This window comes from Streptomyces agglomeratus (assembly GCF_001746415.1).
In the GTDB taxonomy this organism is placed as follows: domain Bacteria; phylum Actinomycetota; class Actinomycetes; order Streptomycetales; family Streptomycetaceae; genus Streptomyces; species Streptomyces agglomeratus.
Window position 1 is genome coordinate 7,000,480 of the sequence record NZ_MEHJ01000001.1, and the last position, 25,556, is coordinate 7,026,035.

Annotated in this window: 22 protein-coding genes and 2 pseudogenes; 15 read left to right on the forward strand and 9 right to left on the reverse strand. The window is 71.9% G+C overall.

What is annotated here, in order from left to right:
* Positions 1-23 precede the first annotated feature (23 nt).
* Positions 24-1,217 carry a glycosyltransferase gene (locus AS594_RS30640; protein ID WP_069932070.1) on the reverse strand — a complete coding sequence of 398 codons (1,194 nt, stop codon included), beginning with the start codon at positions 1,215-1,217 and terminating at the stop codon, positions 24-26.
* A 58-nt stretch (positions 1,218-1,275) separates the two neighbouring features.
* Between AS594_RS30640 and AS594_RS30645 the strand changes: the two genes are divergently transcribed.
* Together AS594_RS30645 and AS594_RS30650 are read left to right on the forward strand one after the other, a co-directional pair.
* Positions 1,276-2,061, forward strand: a complete 786-nt coding sequence (locus AS594_RS30645) for a glutamate racemase (RefSeq protein WP_069932069.1) — start codon at positions 1,276-1,278, stop codon at positions 2,059-2,061.
* Between the two features lie 62 nt (positions 2,062-2,123).
* Complete coding sequence (locus AS594_RS30650) at positions 2,124-2,684, forward strand: hypothetical protein (RefSeq protein WP_069930049.1); 561 nt, start codon at positions 2,124-2,126, stop codon at positions 2,682-2,684.
* Positions 2,685-2,834: 150 nt separating this feature from the next.
* Here the strand turns inward: AS594_RS30650 and AS594_RS30655 are convergent, their stop codons facing one another.
* Positions 2,835-3,929: an O-antigen ligase family protein gene (locus AS594_RS30655; RefSeq protein ID WP_079148768.1), complete on the reverse strand. Its 1,095-nt coding sequence runs from the start codon at positions 3,927-3,929 to the stop codon at positions 2,835-2,837.
* 184 nt (positions 3,930-4,113) lie between these two features.
* Between AS594_RS30655 and lnt the strand changes: the two genes are divergently transcribed.
* From lnt to AS594_RS30675, 4 genes are all read left to right on the forward strand, one after another.
* Positions 4,114-5,739: an apolipoprotein N-acyltransferase gene (lnt, locus tag AS594_RS30660; RefSeq protein ID WP_069930051.1), complete on the forward strand. Its 1,626-nt coding sequence runs from the start codon at positions 4,114-4,116 to the stop codon at positions 5,737-5,739.
* Positions 5,740-5,836: 97 nt separating this feature from the next.
* Positions 5,837-6,316: an NUDIX hydrolase gene (locus tag AS594_RS30665; RefSeq protein WP_069930052.1), complete on the forward strand. Its 480-nt coding sequence runs from the start codon at positions 5,837-5,839 to the stop codon at positions 6,314-6,316.
* A 55-nt stretch (positions 6,317-6,371) separates the two neighbouring features.
* Entirely contained in the window at positions 6,372-7,169 is a 798-nt protein-coding gene (locus AS594_RS30670) for a 3-hydroxybutyrate dehydrogenase (RefSeq protein ID WP_069930053.1), read from the forward strand.
* A gap of 16 nt (positions 7,170-7,185) precedes the next feature.
* Positions 7,186-9,108 carry a helix-turn-helix domain-containing protein gene (locus AS594_RS30675; protein WP_069935561.1) on the forward strand — a complete coding sequence of 641 codons (1,923 nt, stop codon included), beginning with the start codon at positions 7,186-7,188 and terminating at the stop codon, positions 9,106-9,108.
* 67 nt (positions 9,109-9,175) lie between these two features.
* Here the strand turns inward: AS594_RS30675 and AS594_RS30680 are convergent, their stop codons facing one another.
* Positions 9,176-10,561, reverse strand: coding sequence for an MFS transporter (locus AS594_RS30680; protein WP_069930055.1), 1,386 nt, complete (start codon positions 10,559-10,561; stop codon positions 9,176-9,178).
* A 442-nt stretch (positions 10,562-11,003) separates the two neighbouring features.
* Here AS594_RS30680 and AS594_RS30685 point away from each other — a divergent pair, with 442 nt between their 5' ends.
* Positions 11,004-12,422: a DEAD/DEAH box helicase gene (locus AS594_RS30685; RefSeq protein ID WP_069930056.1), complete on the forward strand. Its 1,419-nt coding sequence runs from the start codon at positions 11,004-11,006 to the stop codon at positions 12,420-12,422.
* 334 nt (positions 12,423-12,756) lie between these two features.
* Positions 12,757-13,200 (forward strand): MarR family winged helix-turn-helix transcriptional regulator, encoded by a 444-nt coding sequence (locus tag AS594_RS30690; RefSeq protein ID WP_069930057.1) that lies wholly within the window; start codon positions 12,757-12,759, stop codon positions 13,198-13,200.
* Here the strand turns inward: AS594_RS30690 and AS594_RS41395 are convergent.
* Positions 13,136-14,080, reverse strand: a complete 945-nt coding sequence (locus AS594_RS41395; protein ID WP_240509111.1) for an alpha/beta hydrolase — start codon at positions 14,078-14,080, stop codon at positions 13,136-13,138. The genes AS594_RS30690 and AS594_RS41395 overlap by 65 nt on opposite strands.
* Before the next feature lie 47 nt (positions 14,081-14,127).
* Positions 14,128-14,520 (reverse strand): annotated as a pseudogene (locus tag AS594_RS30695) (quercetin 2,3-dioxygenase); the annotation flags it as partial.
* A 397-nt stretch (positions 14,521-14,917) separates the two neighbouring features.
* Here AS594_RS30695 and AS594_RS30700 point away from each other — a divergent pair.
* From AS594_RS30700 to AS594_RS30710, 3 genes and pseudogenes are all read left to right on the forward strand, one after another.
* The gene (locus AS594_RS30700; RefSeq protein ID WP_069930059.1) at positions 14,918-15,487 is read left to right on the forward strand and encodes a DUF6328 family protein; all 570 of its coding nucleotides are present in this window, start codon (positions 14,918-14,920) and stop codon (positions 15,485-15,487) included.
* 464 nt (positions 15,488-15,951) lie between these two features.
* Positions 15,952-16,396, forward strand: a pseudogene (locus tag AS594_RS47995) (SpoIIE family protein phosphatase); the annotation flags it as partial.
* Positions 16,397-16,520: 124 nt separating this feature from the next.
* Positions 16,521-17,714, forward strand: a complete 1,194-nt coding sequence (locus AS594_RS30710) for a PP2C family protein-serine/threonine phosphatase (RefSeq protein WP_069935562.1) — start codon at positions 16,521-16,523, stop codon at positions 17,712-17,714.
* Between the two features lie 52 nt (positions 17,715-17,766).
* Here AS594_RS30710 and AS594_RS30715 read toward each other — a convergent pair whose 3' ends face one another.
* The gene (locus AS594_RS30715) at positions 17,767-18,243 is read right to left on the reverse strand and encodes a MarR family winged helix-turn-helix transcriptional regulator (RefSeq protein WP_069935563.1); all 477 of its coding nucleotides are present in this window, start codon (positions 18,241-18,243) and stop codon (positions 17,767-17,769) included.
* Positions 18,244-18,582: 339 nt separating this feature from the next.
* Between AS594_RS30715 and AS594_RS30720 the strand changes: the two genes are divergently transcribed.
* The gene (locus tag AS594_RS30720) at positions 18,583-19,032 is read left to right on the forward strand and encodes an SRPBCC family protein (RefSeq protein ID WP_069930063.1); all 450 of its coding nucleotides are present in this window, start codon (positions 18,583-18,585) and stop codon (positions 19,030-19,032) included.
* Positions 19,033-19,058: 26 nt separating this feature from the next.
* Here AS594_RS30720 and AS594_RS30725 read toward each other — a convergent pair whose 3' ends face one another.
* The 3 genes from AS594_RS30725 to AS594_RS30730 form a co-directional block, all read right to left on the reverse strand.
* Positions 19,059-19,460 (reverse strand): DUF4232 domain-containing protein, encoded by a 402-nt coding sequence (locus AS594_RS30725; RefSeq protein ID WP_240509112.1) that lies wholly within the window; start codon positions 19,458-19,460, stop codon positions 19,059-19,061.
* 1 nt (position 19,461) lies between these two features.
* Positions 19,462-19,647, reverse strand: coding sequence for a hypothetical protein (locus AS594_RS46390; RefSeq protein ID WP_240509113.1), 186 nt, complete (start codon positions 19,645-19,647; stop codon positions 19,462-19,464).
* A 166-nt stretch (positions 19,648-19,813) separates the two neighbouring features.
* On the reverse strand, positions 19,814-22,549 hold the full coding sequence (locus AS594_RS30730) for an AfsR/SARP family transcriptional regulator (protein ID WP_069935565.1): 2,736 nt from the start codon (positions 22,547-22,549) through the stop codon (positions 19,814-19,816).
* A gap of 192 nt (positions 22,550-22,741) precedes the next feature.
* On the opposite strand from AS594_RS30730, the gene AS594_RS30735 reads away from it, so the two are divergent.
* The 3 genes from AS594_RS30735 to AS594_RS30740 are packed head-to-tail and all read left to right on the forward strand — an operon-like array spanning position 22,742 to position 25,537.
* On the forward strand, positions 22,742-24,550 hold the full coding sequence (locus AS594_RS30735; RefSeq protein ID WP_240509114.1) for a hypothetical protein: 1,809 nt from the start codon (positions 22,742-22,744) through the stop codon (positions 24,548-24,550).
* Entirely contained in the window at positions 24,537-24,665 is a 129-nt protein-coding gene (locus AS594_RS47315; protein WP_276207439.1) for a hypothetical protein, read from the forward strand. Before AS594_RS30735 ends, AS594_RS47315 begins: the two co-directional genes overlap by 14 nt.
* The gene (locus AS594_RS30740) at positions 24,665-25,537 is read left to right on the forward strand and encodes a hypothetical protein (protein WP_141746823.1); all 873 of its coding nucleotides are present in this window, start codon (positions 24,665-24,667) and stop codon (positions 25,535-25,537) included. Before AS594_RS47315 ends, AS594_RS30740 begins: the two co-directional genes overlap by 1 nt.
* Positions 25,538-25,556: the final 19 nt, after the last annotated feature.

The following is a 25,556-nucleotide window of genomic DNA, read 5'->3' on the forward strand; positions in this document are numbered from 1 at the left end:
GCAGCGACCGTACGGTGGCCCGCTCAGCTCTCGGGTGCGGCTTCGGGACGGGCGTACGTACGCCCCTTCCAGGCCGCACCCCGCCCCCGGTAGTGCTGCACAGCGGAATCGACGGTCATCAGCAGATAGAGGACAGCCGTGAGCGGCAGCAGCGGGGCGAGCCACAGGGGCTGCCTGTAGTAGCGCAGCACAGGAAGGTACGTACCGGTCATTACCGCCCATGCCAGGCCGCCCGCCCATGCCGCCACCGCGTCAACCGACAGCACACCGGCGCAGAGCGTGAGCGGGGGCGCGAGATACACCAGCGCGAGCCCCGCGACCGTTCCCGCGAGCAGTGGCGGACTGTGCCGCAGCTGGGCGTACGCGCTGCGCGAGACCATCCGCCACAGATTTCCGAGCCGCGGATACGGGCGCACACTGTCCACCCCTTCCGCCAGCCCCAGCCAGATCCGGCCGCCACTGCGCCGCACCGCCCCGGCGAGTGACACATCGTCGATCACCGCCTGCCGGATCGAGTCGGGCACGCGCGCGCGTGCCGCTGCCTCCGTCCGCAGCAGCACACAGCCGCCGGCGGCCGCCGTGGTGCGGGCGCTCGCCCTGTTGACCCACCGGAACGGATAGAGCTGAGCGAAGAAATACACGAACGCGGGAACGATCAACCGCTCCCACATGCTGACGACGCGCAGCCGCGCCATCTGTGAGACCAGGTCGAGACTGTTCGTACGGGCGGCGGCGACCAGTTCCCGCAGGCTCCCGGGCGCGTGCGCGATGTCGGCGTCGGTGAGGAGCAGGTACTCCGGTTCACCCTGCGCGCGCTCCTGTCCCCGGGCACGGGCCAGTGCGATCCCGTGCCGCAAAGCCCAGAGCTTCCCGGTCCAGCCCGGCTCCGGATCGCCCGGTGAGACCACCGTCAGAGGCAGTCCGCCGTACCGCCCGGACAGCTCTCGGGCCAGGTCGCCCGTACCGTCCCCACTGCCGTCGTCGACCAGGATGATCTCCGCGCGCCCCGGATAGTCCTGGGCGAGGAGCGTCGGCAGGCTGAGGGGAACGACCTCGGCCTCGTCGCGCGCCGGAACGACCACGGATACATCGGGCCACACTCCCGGGTCCTCGCGGCGCGGGAGCCGCTGGTCCGTACGCCAGAAGAACCCCTGACCCAGCAGCAGCCACACCCACGCGGCCAACGAAACGGCTGCGATCCACGCAATAGTGCTCATTCGCCGCAGTCTGCCCCACCCCGGAGGGCGTGCGGGGGCGGTCGACTATGGTGACCGGGTGAAGATCGCGCTCATGGACTCGGGAATCGGCCTGCTGCCGACGGCCGCCGCGGTGCGCCGACTGCGGCCCGACGCCGACCTGGTCCTCTCCTCCGACCCCGACGGCATGCCCTGGGGGCCGCGTACGCCGGCCGATGTCACCGAGCGTGCGCTGGCCGTGGCACGGGCCGCCGCCGCGCACCGGCCCGACGCGCTGATCGTGGCCTGCAACACCGCGTCCGTACACGCCCTGCCCGCGCTCCGCGCGGAGCTGGAGCCCGGCATCCCGGTCATCGGCACCGTGCCCGCGATCAAGCCGGCCGCCGCGGGCGGCGGGTCCGTCGCCATCTGGGCCACGCCCGCCACCACGGGCAGCCCGTACCAGCGCGGCCTCATCCGTGACTTCGCCGACGGCGCGGCCGTCACCGAGGTCCCCTGCCCCGGCCTCGCCGACGCGACGCAGCACGCCGACGAGGAAGCCATCGACCGCGCCATCGCGGCCGCCGCCGCACTCACTCCGCGCGATGTAAGGGCCGTCGTCCTGGGCTGCACCCATTACGAACTGCTCGTTGAGCGGATCCGCGCCGCCGTCCAGCCGCACGGGCTCCCGCCCGTCGTGCTCCATGGCTCCGCCGAAGCCGTGGCCGCCCAGGCTCTGCGCCGTATCGGTGCACAGCCGGCCCCCGCGGCGGCGCCCACGCCGGGCATCACCGTGCTGCTCAGCGGACGGGAGTCCGCGCTGCCCGCCGCGGCGCTCGCCTACCCCGAGGGCCGCCTGCTGGACACGGTCGACGCCGCCCGCTGACCGCGTCCGGCCGGACGGGCTCGGCACTGCCGGGAACGCGGAACGTGAGTACGCTGCTACGCATGAAGGACCACCCCCACACCGAGGGGCGTGTCGCGGAGCCCCCTCCCGTGATCTGGACCGGACGCGCGACCAACCGCGCACAGTGGCTGCTCGCGGCCGTCGGCGCCGGCTGCCTCGCGCTCGGCGTCAAACTGGCCGTCGACTCGACCTGGACTTCCGGCCTCGCCCCACTCGTGATGTCGGTCGTGGGCTGTCTGGCCGCGGGCCTGCTCATCCTCTTCGGAACGCTCGCCTTCGTCCATGTGGCGGTCAGGGTCGACAGCGACGCGATGGAAGTCCGCTGCGGACACATGGGCCTGCCCCGGCGCCGCATCCTGCTCGCGCACGTGGTGCGGGCGGAGTTCGCGCCGAAAATCACGCCACGGCAGTGGGGTGGCTGGGGCTATCGCTGGCGGCCCGGGAAAGGGATGGCCGTGATCGTCCGCAGGGGAGAGGGGGTTGTCCTGCGTCTGGGAGACGGCCGGATCTTCACGGTCACGGTCGACGACGCCGAAACGGCGGTACGGATCATCCGCGCCCGCCTGCACGCCGCCGCGACAGGCAACACCACCGGCAGCTGACCTGCCCGGCCACACCGACACCCACGAACGGCCGGAGCGTCGAACGGCCGGCGCCCCGGCACGGTCTGCAGCCGTTGCGTGGTGCGTTCATTGCACCTCGGCTGCGGGAACGGGCCGGGAGGGGCGGAGTGGATCGCAGGCCGCCCCGGATCAACGGCCACGCGCCGGTGCCTCCGCCTCCGCCGCCGCATCCGCAGTGAACGTTCCGCCACTCGCGTCGTCCGAGAGCCGCCGCGCCGTTGCCAGGCCCGCCAGCACCCCCGCCCCCGCGGTCACCGCCGTGAAGCTGAGCGCGTTGCCGACGGCCGCCAGCGCCGCGAGGGCCGTGAGCGACGCCCCCGCGGTCAGGACCACCGGTGTGTCACGGGGCGAGCGCCACAGCCCGTACAGCATCCAGCCGAAGACCGCGCCCAGCAGCGACGTCCCCACCACGCCCTGCTCGGCGGCCAGCTGCAACGGCGCCGAGTGGGGCTTGCCGTCGCCGTGCGGCGTCTGCCGCGCGGTGGGGCTGAGCCTGCCGAACCGGTCGGGCCCCGCGCCGCGCGCCGGGTGCTCCTTGGCGAGGTCGAGGGCGTCCTGCCAGAGCAGCACCCGGTTCACCGTCAGCTGCCCTTCGAGCGACACCGCGAGGCCGGACGGCAGCGCGTCCTCTGCCATCGCCCACGAACCACCCACTACGAGCCCTGTCGCCAGCGCGAGTCCCGCCAGTCCCACCATCCTGCGGTTGATCCGTGCCGCCGCGAGCGAACACAGCAGTACGCCGAGTGCCGCGACGAACCCGGCGACGGAACCGAGCGCCAGTCCCGTCACCGCGACCCCGAGCGCCAGCAGCCGGAGCGCGATCCGCAGCGGATAGGGCCGGGCCGCCCACGCCGCACAGCAGGCCGCCCCCGAGGCCAGCGCCAGCAGCGCCGCGGCGGCGCCCGTACTTCCGAGACTGTGTCCGGCGGCGGCCGCACCCGGCAGGTCACCCGGCAAGCCGTCCTCGGGGCGGCGCAGAGCCACGGCCATGGCGAGCGCCGCTGCCGAGGCGGCGGCGACCGGCAGCAGCGAGCCGCAGATCCGCCCGCACGCGTAGCCTCCCGCGACAGCCAGCACGGCCAGCAGCACACCTTCGGGCCTGGCCTCCCGCCCCGCCGCGGCGACCAGCGACCAGACGGCGCACCCGCCGAGGATCACCACCCCTGCGGCATCGGTGACCGCGCCGCGTGCGCGCGCGCCGGACCGCACGGCCGGTGCAGCCATCCCGTCGACCCCCCGACTAGACGGGCCCCGCCCACCCACGGCCGGACAGGCCGGGGTGCCGGGGACTGGCGCACACGCTAACGGCAGGGACGACGACGCGTGTGCGGATTGCGCAGGAACGTTGTTTCCGACGTTCGCCGGATCGCCCTCTGCGCGCCCGCCCGGCCACCGTAGACTTCACCTGGTGAGCGCCACCCCCACCGCCATAGACCAGCCCGCGCAGCAGCTGGCCCCGCACTCCGATGCCACCTCTCGACGGAGAAGCGCGAGACGAATGCTGACCCGGCTCGTGGCCCCCGCGGCCGGAGTTCTCTCCGGTCTCCTCCTGTACGCGAGTTTCCCGCCCCGCCCGCTGTGGTGGCTGGTGCTGCCCGGTTTCGCGCTGTTGGCCGGGTGCCTCTACGGGCGCCGCGCGCGGGCCGCGTTCGGCCTCGGCCTTCTCGCCGGTCTGGGCTTCCTGCTGCCGCTGCTCAGCTGGACGGGTGAGGAGGTGGGCCCGGTCCCCTGGCTGGCGCTCGCCACCGCCGAAGCGCTGTTCGTCGCCGTGTGCTGCGCCGGTATCGCCCTGGTGACCCGGCTGCCGCTCTGGCCGGTATGGGGAGCGGCCGTGTGGATCCTGGGCGAGGCGGTCCGGGCGCGCGTACCGTTCGGCGGATTCCCCTGGGGCAAGATCGCGTTCGGTCAGGCCGACAGCGTCTTCCTGCCGCTGGCCGCCGTCGGCGGCACACCCGTCCTGGGGTTCGCCGTCGTGCTGTGCGGCTTCGGACTCTACGAAGCGCTGCGGCAGTTCCTTACGTACCGCACCACCCGCGAAGTGCCGCGCAAGGGCGCCGCCATCGCCGCCCTGACGGTCCTCGTGCCGGTCACGGCGGCTTTTGCCGCCCTGCCGCTCGTCGACGACTCCGCCCAGGACGGCACCGCGACGGCCGCCGCGATCCAGGGCAACGTCCCCCGGCTCGGACTCGACTTCAACGAGCAGCGCCGCGCGGTGCTGGACAACCACGCACGACGTACGGAAGAGCTCGCGGACGATGTCGAGGCCGGCAAGGTGCCCCGGCCCGACTTCGTCCTGTGGCCGGAGAACTCCTCCGACCTCGACCCCTACCGCAACAGCGACGCCCGCGCGGTGATCGACCGGGCCGTTCGCGCGATCGGCGCCCCGACGGTCGTCGGAGCGGTGCTCACACCCGACACGGGAAAGCTGCGCAACACGCTCATCGAATGGGACCCGGAGCGCGGCCCGGTCGCGACGTACGACAAGCGTCACGTCCAGCCGTTCGGCGAGTACATCCCGATGCGTTCCTTCGTACGGCTCTTCAGCTCGGACGTCGACCGGGTACGCAGGGACTTCGGGCCGGGCACCAAGGTGGGCGTCTTCGACCTGGCGGGCACCAAGGTGGGGCTCGCCACCTGCTACGAGGCGGCCTTCGACTGGGCGGTGCGGGACACCGTCACGGGCGGGGCACAGCTCATCAGCGTACCCAGCAACAACGCGACCTTCGGGCGCAGCGAGATGACGTACCAGCAGCTCGCGATGTCCAGGGTGCGGGCCGTCGAGCACAGCCGGGCTGTTGTCGTCCCCGTGACCAGTGGAGTCAGCGCTGTCATCCAGCCGGACGGCGAGGTCGTGCAGCAGACGAAGATGTTCACGCCGGACGCACTGGTGGCCGAGGTGCCGCTGCGCTCCTCGCTGACTCCCGCAACGCGCCTCGGCACGATGCCCGAAGGCGTACTGGTGGTGCTCGCGGGGGCCGGTCTCGGGTGGGCTGTGTTCCGCGGCGTACGGGCGCGCCGGGGAACGTCCGCGTGAGCCGCTGCGAGGTCGTGTGAGACCGGGCGACTCCGTGTGCGCTCCCCGCGTGTTCCCCGTGCGTTTCGCGCCGCGGAACGCCCGTTAGGGTCGGGCCATGGCAACTCCCGACTTCATCCGCGAGCTCCGGGCCACCGCGGGCCACCAGCTTCTCTTCCTGCCGGGCGTCAGCGCCGTCGTCTTCGACGACGCGGGCAGAGTGCTGCTCGGCCGTCGCACCGACACGGGGAAGTGGTCCGTCATCGGCGGCATCCCGGAGCCCGGGGAGCAGCCGGCGGCGGCCGCCGTGCGTGAGGTGTACGAGGAGACCGCCGTGGAATGCGTGCCGGAACGCGTCGTTCTCGTACAGGCCCTGAAGCCCGTCGAGTACCCGAACAGCGACCGGTGCCAGTACATGGACATCACCTTCCGGTGCAGGGCCGTCGGTGGTGAGGCACGAGTCAACGACGACGAGTCGCTGGATGTCGCCTGGTTCTCGGTCGACGCTCTCCCGGCCCTCAACGAGTTCGCTCTCCTGCGCATCAAGCAGGCCCTCACCGACGAACCCACATGGTTCGAGCCCACCACCTTGCTGTGAAGTGTGGGCGCCGGCCACATCGGTGCCCGAAGGGGCGCTGTCTAGGGTCGTGGGCATGACCGCGCCCACCACACATCCCACGCCCGTTGCCGGACTCGACCTCGGCGGCCGTACCGCGCTCGTCACCGGAGCGGCGGGCGGCATCGGCCGTGCCTGCGTGCTGCGGCTCGCGGCGGCGGGAGCCAAGGTCAGAGCCGTCGACCGGGACGCGGAAGGGCTCGACGCCCTCGCCGGGCAGGCACAGGACCTCGCCGGCGCGGTGGAGACGCGGACCCTCGACCTCACCGACCTCGACGCGGCGGAGCAGGTGGCGGCGGGCACGGACATCCTGGTGAACAACGCCGGGTTGCAGCTCGTGCGCCCCATCGAGGAGTTTCCCCCGGACGTGTTCCACACCGTGCTGACCGTCATGCTCGAAGCGCCGTTCCGGCTGATCCGTGGAGCGCTTCCGCACATGTACGGGCAGGGCTGGGGACGCATCGTCAACATCTCCTCGGTGCACGGGCTGCGCGCCTCCGCGTACAAGTCGGCGTACGTCGCCGCCAAGCACGGGCTCGAAGGGCTCTCCAAGACAGCCGCACTGGAGGGCGCCGAGCACGGCGTCACATCGAACTGCGTCAATCCCGGCTACGTGCGCACCCCCCTCGTGGAGCGGCAGATCGCCGACCAGGCGGCCGCGCACGGGCTGCCGGAGGAACGTGTGCTCGTCGACGTGCTCCTCAGGGACTCCGCGCTCAAGCGCCTCCTCGAACCCGAGGAGGTCGCCGAGGCCGTCGCGTACCTGTGCGGCCCCCAGGCGTCGTTCATCACGGGAACGTCACTGCCCCTCGACGGCGGCTGGACCGCTCACTAGCTGGTTGAGTGTGCCCATGTCCCACGATCAGCCACAGAGCGGCAGCGAAGTCCCGTACCTGGAACTTCTCGCGCGAGGGGCCGCCGCCGACGCCTACGAGCGGCCCGTGCTCGTGGCCCGCGCGGACGGTGCGCCGCCCGAGACGCTCGCCGCGCTCGAGACCGCGAAGATGCACGCGCTGCGGGTGCGCGCCGAACTGGAGGGCCGGCGTCGGCGCGAGGCCGAGCTGTCCGCGCTCTACGAGACCGCCCACGACCTCGCCGGGCTGCGCGACCTCGACGCCGTACTGGCGGCGATCGTGCAACGGGCGCGGTCGCTCCTGGGAACGGAGGTCGCGTACCTGAGCCTCAACGACCCGGTGGCGGGCGACACGTACATGCGGGTCACCGAAGGGTCGGTGTCGGCGCGCTTCCAGCAGCTGCGGCTCGGGATGGGCGAGGGACTCGGCGGACTCGTCGCGCAGACCGCCCGCCCCTACGCGACCGAGAGCTACTTCGACGATCCACGGTTTCAGCACACCTGGACGATCGATTCGGGCGTACGCGACGAAGGGCTCGTCGCGATCCTCGGCGTACCGCTCACGCTCGGCAGCCAGGTGATCGGTGTGCTCTTTGCCGCCGACCGCCGTGCCCGCGTGTTCGAGCGCGAGCAGATCGCGCTGCTCGGCTCGTTCGCCGCCCACGCCGCAGTCGCCATCGACACCGCAAACCTGCTGGCGGAGACGCGTTCGGCGCTCGCCGAACTGGAGAAGGCGAACGAGATCATTCGCGACCGCAGCGGCGTCATCGAGCGTGCCTCGGACGTGCACGACCGGCTCACCGAACTGGTGCTGCGCGGAGGAGGTGTCCCCGACGTGGCGCGCGCGGTGTCCGAAGTGCTGCACGGGAACGTCGATTTCCGGGACGCCGACGGGGAGCCCGCCGGCGCCGAGGGACATGCGGTACGGCGCGGCGACGACTGGGTGGTCAGCGTTTCGGCGGGCGGTGAACACCTCGGCGCACTCGTCCTGCACGGCCATCCCGAACTGGACCCCGTCGACCAGCGCACACTCGAACGCGCCGCCATGGTGACGTCGTTGCTGCTCCTCGCGAGGCGCTCGGCCGGCGAGGCCGAACAGCGCGTACGGGGGGAACTCCTCGACGACCTCCTCGACGCCCCCGACCGGGACCCCCGGCTGCTCCGCGAACGGGCCGCCCGGCTGCGCGCCGACCTCGACGCCCCCCACGTCGTGCTCGCCGCCCGCATCGAGGCTCCCCGGGAGGCCAGCGTCGAGCGGGAGAGCGCGGACCGCAGACGGCTCTGGTCCGCGGGCTCGCACCTGGCAGCCACTGGGCACGGCCTGGCGGCGGCCCGCGACGGTGGCACCGTCCTGCTGCTTCCGCTGGGCAGCGGAGGCAGTGCCGCGGCTCTCGCCCGCCAGACGGCGAAGCACCTGAGCGGCGCCCTGCGCGAGCCCGTCACAGTCGGCGCCTCGGGCTCTGTGGACGCGCCCTCCGCACGTCCCGGTGCGGTGGCGGGAGCGTACGAGGAGGCACGCCGCTGCGTCGACGCGCTGCGGCTGCTCGGCCGTGCCGGGGAAGGGGCGGCGGCGGAGGATTTCGGGTTCCTGGGCCTGCTGCTCGCGGACAGCCGGGACGGCCGTTCCTCGGGGGCCATCGAAGGGTTCGTGAACCGCACCATCGGCGAGGTCGTCGCGTACGACCGGCGCCGGGGAACCGATCTGGTGCGCACCCTGGACGCGTACTTCGCGTGCGGGATGAGCCCCGCACGCACCAAGGACGCGCTGCACGTCCACGTCAACACGGTGGCACAGCGCCTCGACCGGATCGACAGACTGCTGGGTGCGGACTGGCAGTCGCCGGAGCGTGCCCTGGAGGTCCAGTTGGCGCTGCGGCTGCACGCTCTGTCGTCGGCGATGACCACTCGCGCGGCACACTGAAAAGGCCGTGTACGGGAACGCTCTGGGAGCGTTCCCGTACACGGCCTTTCACAGAGTGGGCGTTCCGTCAGACGGTGCGAGCGCCGGCGGCCCGTACGACAGCGTCCTCCTCCGCGCGCGGCTCCGCGTCGATGTCCCCCAGATCCCGGTGCCGGGTCTCTTTCGCGCACCCGACCGCGACCACCGTGATGAGCGCGGCGGCGATGACGTACAGGGCGATCGGCGTGGAACTGCCGTAGTCCGCGAGGAGCGCCGTGGCGATCAGCGGTGCGGGGGCGCCGGCCGCGACCGAGGAGAACTGCGCGCCGATCGAAGCACCGGAGTAGCGCATGCGGGTCGCGAACATCTCGGAGAAGAAGGCCGCCTGCGGTGCGTACATCGCTCCGTGGAAGACCAGCCCGACCGTGACGGCGAGGAGCAGGCTCCCGAAGCTCTTGGTGTCGATCAGCATGAAGAACGGGAACATCCACAGGCCGACCCCGACCGCGCCGAGCAGATAGACGGGCCTGCGTCCGACCCGGTCCGACAGGGCGCCCCACGCCGGGATCACTGCGAAGTGGACGGCGGAGGCGATCAGCACCGCGTTGAGCGCGGTCTGCTTGCTCAGCTGCGCCTCTGTGGTGGCGTAGACGAGGATGAAAGCGGTGATGACGTAGTAGCTGATGTTCTCCGCCATACGGGCACCCATCGCGACCAGCACATCGCGCCAGTGGTGACGCAGGACGGCGACCAGCGGCATCTTCTCGGCGACCGCCGACGCGCTCTTACGCGCCTCGGCCTGGGCCAACGCGGCCTTGAAGACGGGTGATTCATCGACAGAGAGACGAATCCACAGGCCGACGATCACGAGCACACCGGACAGCAGGAACGGTATGCGCCAACCCCACGCCAGGAAGGCGGAGTCCGACAGCAGCGCGGTCAACGCGGACAGCACACCGGTGGCCAGCAACTGCCCGGCGGGAGCCCCGGTCTGCGGCCACGAGGCCCAGAAGCCACGCCGCTTGGCATCCCCGTGCTCCGACACCAGCAGCACCGCCCCGCCCCACTCGCCGCCGAGTGCGAAGCCCTGGACGAGCCGCAGCACGGTGAGCAGGACGGGCGCGGCGGAGCCGATGGTGGAGTGCGTCGGCAGGAGTCCGATGGCGAAGGTGGCGCCACCCATCAGCAGCAGGCTCAGCACCAGCAGCTTCTTGCGGCCGAGCCGGTCGCCGTAGTGCCCGAAGACGAGCGCTCCCAGGGGCCTGGCGGCGAAGCCGACGGCGTAGGTCAAGAAGGAGAGCAGGGTGCCCACGAGGGGGTCGGAGCCGGGAAAGAACAGCTTGTTGAAGACCAGCGCGGCGGCGGATCCGTACAAGAAGAAGTCGTACCACTCGATGGTGGTCCCGATGAGACTCGCGGCGACGATGCGCTTGAGGGTGCTGGGCGCGGGTGGAGCGGTTGATGGGGCGGCCATGAGTACCACTTCCGGACAGTTGGCGGGGACGTTTCCGTGTCGCCACACCGTAGGAACGCCCAGGTCACCGGCACATGTGGCGGGACACCACAGTTCCGGGGGCGGCTGTGCCCCCGGCCACCATGACAGGCACGTGGTCTCCGCGTCGGGACCTCTCGTACAGGGCGGCGGACGCCTGTCCGAGTAGCGCGTCTCGGCACGTTTTGGCCGGCCCGATGCTATGCGTCCCGTGCGTCCCCCCGGCAGCCGCGTCCGGGTCCCGTGCGTCCCCCCGGCAGCCCGGACCGCTGCCCACGTCCGGCGTCCGGGCGGGGGCGGCGCGACCGGCAGGGTATGCGGGCGCCCACTGGTAAAATGGGGGCACGCTTCGACACCGCCGGGGCCCGTACCGAGGGGTACGGGCCCCGGCGCGTTCCGGGCGCCAGACTGAGGAAGGTTCCCCATGAACGCGAAGCCGCCGGCCACCGGACTCTCCCGTGCCGCGAAGCCCCGGCGTGCGACGGCGCCGCAGGGTGAACTCTCGACCCCGCAGACGGTGGCCCCGGGCCTGCCGCCCGCCGAGTCCTTCGACGTACTCGGGCTGCCTCCTGAGCTGATGCGGACGATGACCGGCCTCGGGGTGAAAGAGCCCTTCCCGATCCAGGCGGCCACCCTCCCGAACGCGCTGGCCGGCCGGGATGTCCTCGGCCGCGCGCGGACCGGTTCCGGCAAGACGCTCGCTTTCGGGCTTGCGCTGCTCGTACGGACGGCAGGTCTGCGGGCGGAGTCGAGGCGCCCGCTCGCACTGGTCCTGGTGCCGACCCGGGAACTCGCGCAGCAGGTGAGCGACGCGCTGGCGCCGTACGCGCAGGCGTTGAACGTACGACTGGCGACGGTGGTCGGCGGGCTGTCGATCAACCGGCAGACGGCGCTGCTGCGCGCCGGCGCCGAGGTGGTCGTCGCGACGCCGGGGCGGCTGGCCGACCTGGTGTCGCGCCGGGACTGCCACCTGAACCAGGTGCGGATCACGGTGCTGGACGAGGCCGACCAGATGTGCGACCTGGGGTTCCTGCCGCAGGTCTCCGAAATCCTTGACCAGGTCCGCCCCGACGGGCAGCGGCTGCTGTTCTCGGCCACGCTCGACCGCAACGTCGACCAACTGGTGCGGGACTACCTGCACGACCCCGTGCTCGCTTCCCTGGACCGGGTGGCGGGCTCGGTCACCACGATGGACCACCACGTCCTGAACGTTCATGCCGCCGACAAGTACGCGATCGCGACGGAAATCGCCGCGCGGGACGGCCGGGTCCTGATGTTCCTGGACACGAAGGCCGGCGTGGACCAGTTCACCCGCCACCTGAGGGCCAGTGGCGTACGGGCCGCCGCTCTGCACAGCGGCAAGTCACAGCCGCAGCGTACGCACACCCTCTCCCAGTTCAGGGAGGGTGAGGTCACCGTGCTGGTGGCCACCAATGTCGCGGCACGGGGTATTCACATCGACGCACTCGACCTCGTCGTCAACGTCGACCCGCCGGCCGACGCCAAGGACTATCTGCACCGTGGCGGTCGCACGGCGCGCGCTGGAGAGTCCGGGAACGTGGTCACTCTGGTCACTCCCAACCAGCGGCGCGACGTCAACCGCATGATGACTGACGCCCGCATCCGCCCCACTGTCACGCAGGTGCGCTCCGGCGAGGAGAAGCTGTCCGCCATAACCGGGGCGAAGCGGCCGCCGACCCCGGCGAAGACCAACAGCGGGAACGCCCCCTTCCGTGGCCTGGGTACCAGTCCGGGCCGCCCTGCGAAGGAGTCCCGCAAGGCTGCCGAAGCCCGCAAAACGGCGGAAGCCCGCGCGGCGGCCCGGGTACGCAAGGGCCGCTGACGTCGCACCGCTGCGCGCATGACCGGATTTCCGTCGGAAGGCGCGTCCGGCGCGTCCATCACCAGCTCCGAGGTGATCGGAGGCCGCGGCCGTGCACGCGAACGCCGCCGTGCGGGCGCGGCGGCCGGCAGTCGCAGCGTTGCACGCCGACCAGAGCCCCGGCCGGCAGCACTTTCGCGTAAGTGATCCCTCAGCTCCCGGTGCGCCACCGGTGGGCGGCGACTTCCCGCCGCTTGCCCCGGAGACGGTCAGGCACTGGGTCTCGGCGTCGATCGTGGACGAGCGCGGGCGGTGGCTATGCTCGACGTCCCCGCCCCCCCCCCGCAGAGGAGCCATGAGCGAGCCCGCACGTAACCTGCCCCAGCTGCTCGTCCAGGCCAAGCGCTGGTTCGAGGACGCGTTGCTCGCCGGCATGCAGGCGGCGGGTGAGCGACCGGTGACGGCCGCTCAGGCCGGCGTCTTCGCCACTCTCGACGACGAAGGCACCTCGATCTCCGAACTCGCACGCAGGATCGGTGTCACCCGGCAGACCGCACATCAGGCCGTGCACAGCCTGATCGGCATGGGGCTGTTGGAGCAGGTGCCCGACCCCGCCTCGGGCCGCAGCAGCCTGATCCGTACCACTGACGAAGGTACGCGTGTCCACCAACGCGCTCTCGCCACCATCGCCGTCATCGAAGGCGTACTCGCCGAGCGCATCGGCACCCCCGCCGTCACCGCGCTGCGCGAGGCACTCGCCGAGTCCTGGGGCGAGCCACCCCTCGTGGAAGTCCCCTGACGCGCCCAGCGTCGCCGGGCGGACGCCGCGCCCTTCGGGTGAGTGCCACGGCGGAGCCCGTACTACTGCGGCAGAGCCGATCCGTCGCCAGCAGGGTCCCCGCCAGAAGACACGAGTCGACGGGCGAAGGCGAGGGAGCGGCTGAAGACCCCCTCCACTGGGCATCGGGCAGCCCGTACCAGCCGTGATCGGCGCCCGCCACCGTCCACAGCTCGACCGGCGACCCGGTCTCCTCCAGGGCCGCCGCGAGGGACTCGCTGTGCGAGCAGGCCACCATGGTGTCCGCGTCACCGTGTACGAGAAGGAACGGTGGCGCGCCGGAGCCGACTTGGGCGAGGGGGCTGGCCGCGCCCGCGCGTGCCGGGACGGTTGCGGGGGCCGCGCCGAGCATGAGCGCCTCGGGGGTGCCGGAGTCTTCGGGGGTGAAGCAGCCCCGCGCGGCGGTCAGGTCGCTCGGTGCGTACCAGATCACCGCACCGGCCAGTGGTGGGTCCGTGTGGGTCAGGGCAAGGAGTGAGGTGAGGTGCCCGCCGGCGGACTCTCCCCACACCACCGTCCGTTCGGTGTCGATGCCGAGTTCCGCCGAGCGCAGGGTGAGCCAGCGCAACGCGGCGCGCAGGTCGTCGAGCGGGGCGGGGAAAGTGGCCTCGGCGCTGAGCCGGTAGTCGGCACAGGCGACGGCGAGGCCCGCGGCCGCGAAGCGCGCGAACGGCCCGGGGGCCCAGTGGCGTGTGCGCAGACCCATGTCGTCGCGCCGCCCCCGGCGCCAGGCTCCGCCGTGCACGAACAGGACGAGTGGACCAGGGCTCGCCGGGTTCGATTCCGGCAGCCACAGGTCGAGTTCCAGTGGACGGCTGCCTTCAACATCGCGGTACGGCACGCCGCGCAACTCGCGTACGCCCGACTCGTGCGGGGCCGCGGCAGGCAGGCGGCGACTCCGACGACCTGGCTGTGGTGGCGTTCCATGCGGTACGCGTGCCGGCAGTTCTGGGGTACGAAGCCGAAGTCGCCGGGTGTGAGCAGCTTTTCCTGCTGATTTCCCTCGGTGTCCTCGACGAACAGCCGGACCGCGCCCTGGGTGATGTAGAAGACCTCGTGGGTGTCGGTGTGCAGGTGGGCCGGGATGATGTCGCCCTTGGGGCCTTCGACGGTGAAGAAATTGAAGGTGTTCTCGGTCTGTTCGCCGCCCGCGTAGACGGTGATGAGGTCGCCGAACAGGTGGGCGCGGTCACCCTCGCCCTTCTCGATGAAGTAGGGCTTGCCGGGCTCCGCGGGAATGCGTGAGGCCCGCCGGTAGCGGGTGGCGTACTCGATGGTCATGCGTTCTCCCAGGGTCGGCCTCCGCCAGGAACGTCAGGCAGCCTGACATATGTGGGTGCTGGTAATCAAGCGCTGCGGCGCCGGCCCCTACGAGCGGCGGCGTGAGGTTCCGCCGCGTCCGCCGTGTCAGGGGGAGTGTGTCGGCTCGGGAAGCGGGAGCAACAGGGCTCACATCGTGACGAGAGTGCCGAACAAGCGCCCCTGCACGTAGGGGTGGTTGGGGGACATCCTGTCGTGTCGTAGCCCGCGTGAAAGGGTTGTGAAACTCGCCTGGCTGTCGTTTGTGCGCGCGGCTGGTGGCCACCCTCGGGTGTCGGGGTCTGTAGCGTCTCGCGCCGTCCATCCGCATGAACGGGCCTCGGCGGGGCAACCGGTTTCTTGAAACCGGGAGGACGCCATGACCATGACCGCGCAGCCGAACGAGACGGCAGCAGGAGACACCGCCTGTTCATCATGTGGAGCGACTGGCGACTCCCGTCCCCACGATGAGTCGCCGGAAGCCGCGCACGAACGTGTCAATCGCAGATGGAACGAGATCCTCCAGGAGACGCGGGTCGCCCAGACGGGCGTGCAGATCCTCTTCGGCTTCCTGCTCAGCGTGGCCTTCACTCCGCTGTTCCGGGATGTGGGCACCTTCGACCGGACCATCTACGTCATCACCGTGGTGCTTGGCGCGGCGGCCACCGGGACCCTGATAGCGCCCGTCTCCATCCACCGCTTTCTTTCGGGTCAGCGCATGAAGGACGACGTCGTGGAGGTCGCCGGGCGTCTGATGGTGTGCGGCATGGTGCTTCTCGCCCTGACCATCGGATGCACCCTCCTGCTCATCCTGCGCGTCGTCATCCCGAACGTCCTCGCGGAGGTTCTGGCCGGCGCGGTCATGCTGTGGTTCGGTGTCTGCTGGTACGCGCTGCCCCTCTGGCTGCGCAGTCGCTCCGCCCGGAGCCTTCGCACCGACGACGCGTAGGGCGGTCGGCGGCCTGAGTGAACGCTTGACCCTCTCCCGGCGGACGACCCCCGGCCGGCAAGATGTTTGTCATGTGGCAATCTTATCCCTGCGGCAATAATCTGGTGCAGCCTTGTGAGTTGCTCGCGCCTCGGAAGTGTCCTGTACGCCGCGGTCCGCCGCCCGTAAGGCCCCCTTCACCGATGAAATGACCCCAACCATGACGAATATCTCGGCTGTGGGCCGTGCGGTGCGCGCTGCCGCACCGCACGACCTCCTCGGCACGGTGCGCGCCGCGATCATCGAGCACTACGAAGCCATTCGGGTCGAGCTGCTGATGGCCGACTACAGCCTCACCGTCCTGCAACCGGTGACCACCCTGCCGCACACCGCGAAGCCGCTGCCCGTCGATTCCACCCCTGAAGGGTGCGCGTTCGGGAGCCAGGAACCGTACGGGCACCACGTGACGGCGTCTACGGCGCCGTATCTCCTTCGAACTGGCCACCGGGCGCGGACACGTGGTGGACGCCGGCTCGCCCCAGCTGTGGCGTCAACGGGGCAAGACCGTGCAGCACATCGGGTTCGAGGCCCAGCTGCCCCTGGGGATGTTCGATGAGACCCTTCCAGGCCCTGCCGGGCGACCGTCTGATCTTCGTCAGTGACGGCGTCTACGGCGCCGTCTCCGGAGCGGGGGAGGTCTACGGCGAGCGTGCGCTCGCACGCGCCATACAGGCGGCCGGTCTCCTGCCCGCCGCTGCGGTGCCGAGGGCCGTACTCCAGGACTTGACGGCGTATCGCGCCGATGCCGACGCCCAAGCCGATGCCGATGCCGAAGGGGAAGCCCAAACCCACGCCCGCACCGAAGCCGACGACGACGCGCTCGTGCTGTGTCTCGACTGGTTCGGCCGAGGTTCCGCAGCCGTGAGCTGAACGCGCACAGTCGTGAAGCAGTCTTCCGCGAGGCAGGATGGATCTGTGCTCGGCGTGGCACGGCGGTCGGGGATCGCGGGGTCCGCTCGCAGACAGCGTTGTGCGGACGACAAGGGAAGAGGCCATGAGCAACCAGCCCAGTCACTGGCTCGGAGCCGCTGAAAGCGCACTGCGAGCCGCGCCACCGACCAGCCTGCTGTCCACGGCCCGCTCCCTGCTCGCCGACTACCTGGACGCCCGCTCCGTGACGCTGCTCCTGGCCGACTACGGCCTGACCGTGCTCCAGCCGGTGACCCGCCTGCCCCACACGGGCGAAACGGTTCCTGCCCGCGGCGATCACCCGGCCGGCCGAGCCTTCTCCGCCCAGGCCGCGGTCGTAGAGGTCACCTCGGAGCCCGGCATGGTCACGGCCCACCTGCCCGTCACCGTGCGCGGAGACCGCCTGGGCGTGCTGTCGGTGCACCTCCCCGAGCCGTCGGCGGGCGCACCGCGGGTGCTGGAGCTGGCCGCCTTCGCCACGGCGGTCGGCCACGAAATGCTCACCGCCGAACGGGACACCGACCTGTACCTCCAGGCCCGCCGGCGCAAGCGCCTCACGCTCGCCGCGGAAATGCAGTGGCAGCTCCTGCCCGGCCGTGGCTTCATGTGCGACGAGTACACACTCGGTGCCCATCTGGAGCCCGCGTACGCGATCGGCGGCGACAACTTCGACTGGAGTACCACCGAGGACCACCTGACCATCACGGTGTCCGACGGCAGTGGCCACGGGATCCAGGCCGCCCTGCTGACCAACCTCACCGTCAACGCCCTGCGCAACGCCCGCCGCAGCGGCATTTCGCCGGCCGATCAAGCCTGCCTCGCGGATCAGGCCGTGTACGGCGAATATGGCGGGTCGCGCTACTCGGCGACGCTTCTGCTGCGCTTCGACCTGTCCACCGGCCGGATTCAGGCGGTCGACGCGGGCTCTCCCCAGCTCTACCGCCTGCGGGACGACATCGTCGAGCGGGTGGAACTCGAAGCGCAGATGCCGCTGGGCATGTTCGAGGAGTCGGAGTACCACGAGCAGCCGCTCCAGGTCGAACCCGGCGACCGTCTGATCATCGCGAGCAGCGGAGTGCACGGGGCCCTTTCGGCGGACGGCAAGTTCTTCGGGGAGATCGCCCTGCGGGAGACCATCGCCGCTACCCGCTCCTCGTCGGCGCACGAAGCCGCGCGAGCCGTCGTCGACGGATTGATCCAGTACCACGGCAGCCATGACCTGCCGCACGATGCCGCTGTCGTCTGCCTGGACTGGCGTGGACGCCCCGCCGCTCCCTGAACGTCCGGATCGCGGGGCCGCGGACCCGAGCCGGCCGGTGTCGCTCCGCCGGTCACCCGCCGTCGTCGTCGCTGGCCTTCGAGAAGGCCAGCAGACCGGTCAGCAGCGCCGTGCGGTCAGCTGCCGGCATACGGCGCAGAACGTCGCCGAACAGCGCATGACGACGAGCGAACAGCGACTCGACCAGTTCCCGGCCGTGCGGCGTAAGCACCAGTACGATCTCCCGCCGGCTGGTCGGAGCCCGTTCGCGGCGCAACAGCCCGGCCGCTTCCAGGCGGTCGCACAGCCTGCTCACGGCCGGCGCCGTCGCGCCGACCCCCTCGGCCAGACCGGTGAGATTGATGCCCGGGCATCGCCGGACGATCAGCAGGGCTTCGAGCTGGAGTGACGAAAGCCGCGGGGAGAGAGTACGCGTGGCCTGCTGCCATGTCGTCACCATCGCTCCGGCGGCCTCGGCCACCTGGACGGCGAAATCGTGCAGGGGGTCGTCATCGTGCAGGGGAGCGTCCGATGGTCCCGCGCGATCCATACAGCCGTCACTCCCATGACACTCGTACACCCCACACAGGAGGCTGACGCTCTCGCGGCACGCATCTTGCGACCAACACGGGTTACCTGCCCGCTCTGCCGAAAGTATCCCTACACGCTAGCCCCCGCATTGTCTCCTCGGCCGCTTGGAGTGAGCGACACAACCGGCGGCACGGTGTGCACGGCGTACACGGTGTGCACGGCCGAGGCTTCCGCTCCTGCCGCACCTCGGTAATGGACTTCGCCGCGCGGGGTACTCGAACACCCTTGGCAATCGATGATCACGGCGGCCGGCGGACGACCGGAAGCCGTGGCGGAACGAGAGAAGAGGGCATCCGCAATGTCGCAGGTCGAGGAATCCATCGAGGTCGGCGTGCCGGTCAACACCGCGTACAACCAGTGGACCCAGTTCGAGACGTTCCCGCAGTTCATGGAAGGCGTCGAGCGGATCGATCAGCGGACCGACACGCTCACCCACTGGGTGACCAACGTGAACGGCGTGGCGCGCGAATTCGACGCCGAGGTCACCGAACAGATCCCCGACGAGCGGGTCGCCTGGACCACTGTGAACGGCGAAGCCAAGCAGGCGGGGGTGGTCACTTTCCACCGCATCGACGACGCCACCACGAAGGTCATGCTCCAGATGGACTTCGACCCCGACGGCCTGGCCGAGACGGTCGGTGACAAGCTCGGCTTCGTCAAGCGACAGGTGACCGGAGACCTCAAGCGGTTCAAGATGTTCATGGAGAACCGCGGCGGCGAGACGGGCGCTTGGCGCGGCCAGGTCTGACCGGCGTCCGACGCCGGGCGAGCCGCTCAGAAGTTGTACGGCTTGACGGTGTTCCAGTTCATGACGTCGGCGGCGGACCAGGTGAACTCCGACGGTACACCCTTGCCGTCGAACGCCTCCAGTTCCGTGCCCGGACCGGTGCCGCCACTCCCGTCACGCAGGCCGAGGGAGAGAGCCGCCGACGTGCGGGTCTTCGCGTCGGTGAAGAGATTCACGGCGGAGTAGACCCGGCCGCCGGGCCGGATCGTGAGGCGGGCGCCGCCGCCCGGGGCGTCCTTGGCCGCGTGGGGCAGGACGGTCGAGGTGTCCCCGAGCATCACGGACGGACGGTCGACGACCCAGCAGGGTTCGGCGCCGCCGTTCCGGGCGGTGATCAGCAGGTGCTCGCCCTGCTGCCCGGGGAATCGGTGCAGTACGGAGTACGACATCTCACCGCCGTCGCACTGACGGGCGCCGGTGGAGCCGGCCGGGACGGGGCCCGCGTCCGAGCCGGCTCCGCCCGCGCCCACCGGCTCCGGCGCTGTCCGAGCCGCCGCAGGCGGTCAGGGCCAGGACCAGCGCGGCGACGGCGACGGCGGCGGCCGGGGTGGTGGCGTGGATCCGGGATGTGCGCATGCTGAGGTCCCCCGTGCGGTGATGCGGAATGTGCGGAGTGGCACGTACGAAGTGGCACGTACGAAGTGGTTACCGCTCCGGTGACCAGCTTGGCCGGGCCCGCTGGTGTTCCGCTCACGCACCGCTGATGCCGCGCTGACGCTCGGCGTACGACCGGCGCACGAGGTCATGTACCGGCCAGGAGCCGCACCATCGCCGTGTCGTACCGTGCCCGCAGACCCACATCCGCCGACACCCGCAGCAGTGCGCCGAGCGCCCGTACCGCGCCCTCGTCGTATCCCGAATCCTCCGCCTCGCGCGCCGCGCGTTCCAGGCGCCGGATGCCCTCGGCCTCGTCGCCCATCCCCAGCAGTGCCTCACCGGCCGCCGTGAGCAACAGCACCCGCGACGCCGCCGACGAGTCGGCGGGGCTGTCGATGGCCAGTGCCGCGGTGGACGTGTCGAGCGCCGGCTGCCACAGTTTCGCGGCCAGTTGGTGGCGGGAGAGGTGGTAGAGGGCGAGCCGTTCCGTGTGGGCGTCGCCCGCTCCGCGAGCCAGCCGCGCCGCCTGCGTACATCCCTCGGCAGCCTCCTGCGGGCTGCCGAGCGCCGCCTGGGCCAGCGACAGGTTGATCAGCGCCGTCGCCTCGCCGCGCGGATCGCCCGCCCGGGCGGCGAGCGCCGGGGCGGCCTCCAGGTGCACCAGCGCCTCGTCGGTGCGGCCCTCCTCGGTCAGTACCCATCCGAGCAGGGCGAGGACGCGCGACTCGGCGCGGGCGTCGGTGTCGGCCCGTGCCGCCTCAAGCGCCGTCCGGAGCAGGGGAGCCCAGCCATCCAGGACCCGCCACACCACCTGCGGCCACATGGCGAGGACGATCCGCCACGTCCTGCTGTGCAGTCCGGCGGCGTGCGCGGCGGCGGCCGCCAGGGTCAGGTCGTCCCGCTCGGCCGCGTACCAGGCCATGGCCTGGTCCCGGTCCGCGAAGTCCCGTATCGCCCGTGGCCGGCGGAAGTCGGGAGGCGGTGCGAAACACGACTCGTCCCCGGGCTCGGCCGCGCCGGCCGCCGCGAGGGCGGTGGCCACCGTGTGGTCGAGCACCCGGACGAGGGCGTCCGGCCCGGCGTCCAGTCCGCGCGCGTACAGCCGTACGAGGTCGTGCAGCGTCCAGCGCCCCGGCGCCGCCCGGGTGACGAGGTGGGCCGCTGTCAGCTTGTCCATCGCCGCCTCGGCCGTGTCCGGGTCCGTGCCGGCCAGCGCTGCCGCCGTGTACCGGTCGACGTGGGTGCCCGGGTGGCGGCCCAGGTGCGCGAAGTGGCGCGCGACATCGTCGGGCAGCCGGCGCACCGTGAGCCTGAGCGCCGCCCGTACCCCGGTGTCCTCCACGTCCAGCAGGCTCAGCCGGCGCGATTCGTCGGACAGTTCGGTGCTCATCGCGCTCAGCGACCAGTCCGGCTGATCGGCCAGTCGGGCGGCGGCCACCCGCAGCGCCAGCGGAAGCCCGCCGCACAGCTCGGCGAGCCGCCGGGCGGCCACGGCCTCGGCGAGCACCCGTTCCTTGCCGAGCACCGCCGCGAGCAGCGCCGTGCTGTCCTCCGGTTCGAGTACGTCGACGGGGACGGGACGGGCCGCGTCGGAGGCGATCAGGCCGCGCAGCCGGTAGCGGCTGGTGACCACGGTGACGCATCGGGCGCCACCCGGCAGCAGCTCCCTGACCTGCTCCGAGCCGCGCGCGTTGTCCAGTACGACGAGGAGCTGCCGGCCGGCGGAAAGGGACCGGAACAACGCGGACGCACCGCTCGCCGACTCGGGAATCCGGCGCGGCGCGACTCCCATCGCCAGCAGGAACTCGCGCAGGACCTCCAAGTGGGTCGGCTCGCCCGTGTCGCTGAAACCGCGCAGGTCGGCGTAGAGCAGACCGCCGGGAAAACCGGAGCGGTTGCGATGGGCCCAGTGCACCACGAGCGCCGTCTTGCCCACCCCGGCCGGCCCGGTGACCAGGCAGACGGGGGCTTCGCCGGCGGCGGCCCGCGACAGGGCGGTGAGTTCGGCGGCGCGGCCGTGGAAACCGCGCGGGACCCGCGGCAGGAGGTCGACCGTGTCGGTGGGCGCCGGCGCCGACGGCGCGCCGGGTGCGACGGGCACGGGCGGCGGGACCGGAGCCGTGTCTTCCGCCGCTTCCTCGCCCTCGCCGCGCAGCGCCACCGCGTAGGCGTCGGCCAGCTCCCGGCCTGGGTCGACCCCGAGCTCGTCGGCGAGCAGCCGCCGGGTGCGGTGGAACCAGTCGAGCGCCTCCGAGCGGCGCCCCGCACGCTGAAGTGCCCGCATGAGCGCGGCGGACAGCGACTCGCGCAGCGGATGGGCGCCGGCCTCCACGCGCAGCACGGCGGCTGCCCGGGCGTGGTCGCCCAGCCGCCCGTACGCAGCGGCCAGCAGTTCCACGGAGGCCAGCCGGAGTTCCTCCAGGGCGTGCGCGGCGGCTTGCAGCGGCGGACTCGGGTGCGCGCCGGACAGCGCGGGACCCTGCCACAGCGACAGTGCCTCCTGGTACATCGCCACGGCGTCGGCCGGCGCACGCTGGCCCCGGGCCAGCGCCACCAGCTCCTCGAAGCGGTGGGCGTCCAGCAGGGTCTCCGGCATCCGCAGGACGTACGCGGTGCCCTGAGTGACCAGTTCGACTCCGTACATCCCGGCGTCCGCACCCGCGAGCAGGACCCTCAGCCGCGACACATGGCCCTGGATGACACTGCGGGCACGCGGCGGCGGTTCGTGCTCCCACAGCGTGTCCGTCAGCCGGTCGACGGGCACCGGGCAGTTGGGTCTCAGCAGCAGAGCGGCGAGGAGGCTGCGCCGCTTGGCGGGACCGAGTGGCAGTTCGCCGGTCTCCGTGGCGACGGAAACCGCTCCGAGCAGCCGGAACTCCACAGGTGCAACTCCTCCTGGGTAAAGAGCCAGGTTAGCGGAGGCGGCGACAGGCGTGACGGGGCCTCACCTGTTGCGACCTGGCCTCCGGCGTCCCCGGGGCGGTACGAGCCGGGGCGCGGGTAAACCTCACCGCGGGTGTATGGCGCGTTTACGCCTGTCCGTGTTCCCCCACCCGCCTCTATCGTCACCCGGGTGAGCCAGACGGCGCTTCCTCCCCAGTCGCCGGGTGCCCCGGAGCCGCGCCTGTCCGGCAAGGCGCCGGTCGACCCGGCCGCAAGCGAGGCGGGCCGGCTGCTGTGCTCCGGCACGTACCTCGACCCGCGTTTCCGGGACCGGGTCATCGACGAGCTGTACGTCCACGACGAACGCGTCGTGGCGCCGAGCTACGGCATCGACGCGGCCCGCGTCCTCGCGCACGCGCTGCGCGCCCGACGGGACGAACTGAGCTGGGCCGCGGCGACGGCCGGGGTCTGGGTGACGGCCGCCCTCGTCACCGACGGCTGGTTCGCCGTCCAGCTCCTGCTGCCGTGTCTGCTGCTGAGCGCCGCCGCCCGCGCGGTGAAGGCCGCCCGCCACAACCCACTCATGCGTCTGCTGTCCCGCCTGCTCCAGCTGTACGCCCGGGTGCTGCTGGGACTGATCCTGGTGACGGCGGCCCTGGCGCCGCTGGTCCGGACGGACCGCGATCTACTGGAGAACCCGCTGGTGGAGTTCGTCCACTGGTCCCTCCGCGCGCTCGACCTCCAGTACCGGCTGCTGCCCGGCGAGTGGCAGTTCAAGCTCTACTACGGCCCGGACGACACCTGGACGCGGTCGTCCTCCGTCCTCTTCGGCTTCCTCCTGCTGCTCGCGGTCCTCGTCGGCCTGAGGCGTGAGCGGCTGGCCCGCACCATGTCCGGACCGCTGTCCCCGCAGCGGTATCCGGACCTCGGGCGCGATCCGGCCGAGCGGTTCCGCGGGCCGCGCCTGCGCCTCGTACAGGAGCTGATCCGCGGCGAACAGCACTGGCCGCTGGTGATGTACGGGACGGCGAATCCTTTCTGCGGCGCGGGCATGCCCTTCCGGCCCTGGCACCTCTCGGTGGAGCTGCGGCCCCGCACGGACCTTGGTGCCCGCGAGCCCCAGGCGGTGGACAACGAGGAGATCCTGCGCCGGGTCGTCCCGCTGGTCGAGGCGCTGCGCGTACCCTCCCCGCACGGTTCCCCGCGGGTCGCCGCCGCGGTACTGGACCGGCTGCGCGAACTCGTCGTCGACGAGTGCGTCTTCCTGCCGGTCGCCGGACTGCGGCGGCGGGAGGAGGTGTCGCTCGGCGCGGAGGACTTCGAGGAACACCGCGCGTCCGCCGTCGAGGAGGGCGGCGAGAAACGCCGTCACTTCCTGCGGATCCGGGTGGGCGGCTGGGACGAGGACATCGTGGTCACCGTTTTCGTACGGGTGCACACACAGGGCGGGATGCTGATGCTGGAGGCCGCGCCGCACGTGCTGCGGCCGGTGCGGCGTCAGTTCCGGGACGCGGACGGCACCGCCCGGTGCTTCCGCCGGGACAACGCCGCCGCACTGGCGCTGCGGGCCCTCGCCGACACACCGCGCGAACTCGGCGCGGCGCTGGCCACGCTCGGCCGCGGGCTGCGCAGCGGCTGGCGCACGCTGACCGCGGCGAACTCCGGCGCGCCACCGGTGGGCCCCGAGACGTCCGTACGCGAACTGGGCGCGGATCCCGACGCCTCGCTCTTCCAGGCGATGGACGTCGACCGGTACCTGAAGACCGTGCAGGACCGCGTGGCGCGCGGCGTCCAGCTCGCCCTCGACGAGGCGGGCTGGCAGACGGCCGAGTTCGAACGCAAGGCCGTGCACCTCGGCCAGGGAGCGGTCTACATCCAGTCGGTGCACAACAGCGCCGTGGGGATCGGCGACAGCAACACCGTCAGCGCGTCGGCCGGTGCGCCGGCCGGCCCGCCCGGGGACGAGGACAAGGGGGAGGCGAGGCGTGACAAGTCCTGAGACACGCGGCGCCCGGGACGTCGCGGCGCTCCCGACGACTCGCCACGCCTGGGGCGGCGCGACGAGCGCCACCGTCATCGCCGTCACCGCCGTCACGTCCCGGCCAGGGGGCTGATGGTGTCCCCTTCCCCTTCCCCGCTCGGACGGTGGAACGCCGGTGCCCAGCGCTGGGAGTACGTGGAGGACGAAGGCCCCGTCGCGGCGGATGCGGTCGGTGACGCCCCGCCGCCCGCGCACGCTGCTGGGGAGCCGGACCCGGACCCGGCCGCCGGTGCGGCGCACTACCCCGACACCGACACCCGTCCCGGACGCCCGCTGACGCCGCCGCCGATTCCCTGGCGGCTGCCCGGTGAGGACTCCCTACCGGACGCCACCAGGACTTCGCGGGCGCGGGCGCACCGGCTGCCGCTCCTCGTCGCCGGGCTCGTCGTCGCGGCGCTGGTGGCCGCCGTCGTATGGTGGCGGGCGCCGGCCGGCGACGCCCCTTCCGGTACCGGAGGCGCCACCTCTGCGACCGCCTTTCCCACCGCCTCCCCGACCTCTCCGGCCGGCTACCGCATCGCCACCGGCCCCGGTGGCGTGAGTCTCGCGGTGCCACAGGACTGGTCGTACCAGCTCAACGGCGGCACCCATGCCTACGTGGCACCGGATTACGCCTCCTACCTGGAGGTCGGCACGGTTGTCGGGCTGGCCGAACACATGGAAGCGGCGCGTGCGTTCTCCCGCGGGGTGTCCTCGGTCGTGCCCGGCTACACGGAGCGCGCGATCGGGCCGGTCGGCGAAGGGCCGGACGCGGCCGTCGAGGTGGACTTCGCGTACGACGCCACGGGCGGCGGGCGCAGGCGCGGCATCTACCGCGTCTTCACGGCCCCCGACGACACCATGTACGGGGTCCAGGTCGCCGGGCCGGGCACCGACTGGCCGCGCCAGCGGCAGGTCATGGACACGATGCTGGCGACGTTTTTCGCGCCGGGCGCCTCGTTCTGACAACGAACCCCCGCCCACC